2 protein-coding genes are annotated in these 3,494 nt (G+C 47.7%); both read right to left on the reverse strand.

All coding sequences use genetic code 11. From position 1 onward, the window contains the following. Positions 1-180: 180 nt before the first annotated feature. Positions 181-2,181: a methyl-accepting chemotaxis protein gene (locus ABYK60_RS18320; protein WP_372873428.1), complete on the reverse strand. Its 2,001-nt coding sequence runs from the start codon at positions 2,179-2,181 to the stop codon at positions 181-183. 169 nt (positions 2,182-2,350) lie between these two features. Beyond that, on the reverse strand, positions 2,351-3,418 hold the full coding sequence (gene nadA, locus ABYK60_RS18325) for a quinolinate synthase NadA (protein ID WP_372873429.1): 1,068 nt from the start codon (positions 3,416-3,418) through the stop codon (positions 2,351-2,353). Between the last annotated feature and the right edge of the window lie 76 nt (positions 3,419-3,494).

Below are 3,494 nucleotides of genomic sequence, written 5' to 3' on the forward strand. Positions count from 1 at the left end.
CTCGTATCTACTCATGTTATTTGCCTCTTTTGACTTCGCTAAAAATCAAAGATGCATTTAGCATGGGTAGATATACGGGCAAAGCCCATTTGGATGATAACCACCTACTGAAGTAGGTGGTTTAGGGCTGAAAATAAAAAGCGGGCCTTGAAAGCCCGCTATTTATACATCCGCCGAACACTAATTTTTTGTCAGCGTAAATCGGGATACCTCTGTACTCATTGAATTAACGGCGTTCAAAAGCCCATCGTTGATGCGCCCAAGCTCATCAGCAACTTTATGAGTATTTTCATAAATTTCACTTATTCTTAGCGCATTACGATTCACTTCTTCGGCAACTGCACTTTGTTCGTGAGTCGCCGTCGCAATTTGTTCGTTCATGCTGTCAATAACACCCACGTATTCAACGATGCGTCGAAGTTCCTCCCCTGCGTGCATTATTTCATCCACACAGGCATGCGCTTGATTTTGACCACGTCCCATAGCCTCAACGGCTATTTTAGCGCCATCTTTCAGCCTTTCGGTCATGGCTCTGATATCCGTGGTAGACGCCTGCGCCCGCTGAGCAAGTGAACGAACTTCATCGGCAACAACAGCAAAACCACGGCCCATTTCACCGGCACGTGCAGCTTCAATGGCAGCATTAAGCGCCAGCAAATTGGTTTGCTCAGCGATACCACTAATTACCTCGAGCACGCTCACAATTCCCTGGATATCGCTATCGAGACGTGAGATCGCATCAGCGGCTGCGTTGATTTCTTTAGCAAGATGTTGAATGGTGTCACCGGTGTGCATCACTTCCTGATTACCGGTTTTCGCTTCCTGATTTGCTTTGGTTGAAGCTGAGGAGGCTTCTACGGCATTTGACGCAATTTCACTGACGGTCGCACTCATTTCTGTCATCGCCGAAGCAACCTGTTCTGCTTCTGAATGACCTTGCGCCACATCTTGCCGCATCTGGATAGATTGAGACTCCATCTGCTGCACCGCATTGGTAACTGTTACGGTATTTCGTTTAACCTGAGTAATAACGGATTCAAAATCCTTCATCATTCCGTTGAAAGCATTACCAAGGCGGCCCAATTCATCATGGCTTTGCAGCTCAATCCGGGTAGAAAGATCAAAGTTCTGTTTAGCCCTACTCATTTTGGTTTCGATATCTCGAATGCTTCGATTGAGGTATCCCATCACGGACATACCCATAACTACAACCACTATCAGCACAATAATGAGTGAAGCCAATACCAGCATCAGCTGTAAGTTAGCTGAAGCCAGTCTATTCGATGTTTGTTGTTGCAGATCCTCTGCTAACTGCTTTTCAAATCCATAAAGCAAATTTATACGACCAGTTGAGGTTTTAAACCAATCTTCTGCTGATGCAGACGAAATAACTGAATTATCCTGACCTAACGCCAATTCCCGATATCTTTGAACTTCTTTTATCTCGTTTTGTTGAATGATTCTCTGCCACGAAGCTGCCATTTCTTCGTTTACCAAGGCAACAAATCGCTCTGCATAGGTTTCCTGTTCAGACATTAATTTAACTGCCCGGGTAAAAACACCCGGCTTGAAACCGTCATTTCCGAGTGTGGAAGCCAGTACAGCTCTCTCAAGACCGGCACGCTCTTTCATTTGCAAGTAAGCGGAAAATGCCGCTGAAGCTACAGCGATATCTTTATTGGAGCCAACTTTTACTATGTCATCCACAATGCCAAGTAAAGCGATATTAATTACAGTATAAAAAGCTACCTGCTCAGCAAGGGGAACAGACAAGCCATCAACGCGAGTACGCATGTTGGCCATTTGATTCAAATTTGACTCGACCTGACTGATCTTGCGGTGTACTTCCCCGGGAAACGAGTTTTCCTGAATGAAGCCCCGGTAATCGGAAAGCTTGGTATCTGTAAGATTACGTTGTGAGGGAAGCTGTGTTTTAAAATTTTGTCCGGACGAACCAATGAAGCCGGCACTCATGCCGCGTTCTTTTTGTAGTTCATGCACCAAAGCACTGGCTGTAACAGCCAGCTCGGAGAGTACGTTCACCTTCTCAAGGGTTACCAGTTCATGGCGTTTTTCATTGAGCAAAATCCCACCATAAATCAGATAACCAAGGAGCGGCGGCAGAAATACCAAAACAAGTTTACTTTTCAAGCTCAGGTTAGCTATCCATCGCATGTTCATTTAAAGATCCCTCAACACAAATTTAAAGCAAGAATAGAGGTGGGGCTAACGAAATATAGCGAGCTAAGTTTAGTCGCTAAATACCTCTTTGGTCTGGAATACAACAGTAAATGTAGACCATAAAAAAACCGCACACGCGGCTTTTTTGACTAAGGCAACACTTTTCACTTCAAGCATTGCCCTTAATTTGCATATTCAGCGTCTTGGCAAAATCGAGCATGCGATCCAGCGGCAGCTTGGCACGTTCACGCAATGATTCATCCACAAATATCTCGTGTTCAGCCGTATCTGTTGCAGATAGTGCCGCTTCAATCGCCTTAAGGCCGTTCATCGCCATCCAGGGGCAATGGGCACAGCTCTTACAGGTCGCGCCGTTTCCGCCGGTTGGGGCTTCAATCAATGTTTTACCGGGGGCAGCCTGCTGCATCTTGTAGAAGATGCCCTTGTCGGTAGCCACGATAAAGGTATCGTTCGGCAGGGTTTGCGCGGCCTTGATAAGCTGGCTGGTTGAGCCTACCGCATCGGCCATTTCCACTACGCTTGCGGGCGATTCAGGATGTACCAGCACAGCGGCATCCGGGTAATGGACTTTTAGCTCGCGCAGCGCCTTGGCTTTGAATTCATCGTGAACGATACACTCGCCCTGCCACAGCAGCATTTCGGCACCGGTTTGCTTGGCGATGTAGCTGCCAAGGTGTCTGTCCGGACCCCAGATGATTTTCTTGCCTTCGCTGTCCAGGTGCTCAACGATTTCGAGGGCAATGCTGGAGGTGACGACCCAATCGGCACGGGCTTTTACCGCAGCCGAAGTGTTGGCGTATACCACCACTGTGTGGTCAGGGTGGGCGTCACAAAAGGCACTGAAGATCTCGATGGGGCAACCCACGTCCAGTGAACAGGTTGCCTCCAGCGTTGGCATTAACACGGTTTTTTCCGGGCTTAAGATTTTAGCGGTTTCACCCATGAACTTCACACCGGCAACGATAAGGGTTTGCGCGGGGTGGTCACGGCCAAAGCGGGCCATTTCAAGCGAGTCAGACACGCAGCCGCCGGTTTCTTCCGCCAGCGCCTGGATTTCGGGATCTGTGTAGTAGTGCGCAACCAGCACAGCATCACGAGCTTTTAAAAGCGCCTTGATTTTTTCTTTGTATTCCGCCTTTTGCGCATCCGAAAGCGGGATGGGTTTGGCAGGAAACGGATACTGAATAGGTTCCAGAATGGGGGCTTGCTGACTCATGGTAATTCCGACAACATAACACTTTGGGCGCATTATACGTAAAGCCAGACAAAAGATTAAGGTGTTTTGGCCAATA

It is taken from the genome of Shewanella sp. (genome assembly GCF_041630135.1).
GTDB lineage: Bacteria > Pseudomonadota > Gammaproteobacteria > Enterobacterales > Shewanellaceae > Shewanella.

Bases quoted from the DNA above. Each gene is read 5' to 3' on its own strand.
- ABYK60_RS18320 (WP_372873428.1), bottom strand. From the start codon at position 2,181: ATGAACATGCGATGGATAGCTAACCTGAGCTTGAAAAGTAAACTTGTT.
- nadA (WP_372873429.1), bottom strand. From the start codon at position 3,418: ATGAGTCAGCAAGCCCCCATTCTGGAACCTATTCAGTATCCGTTTCCT.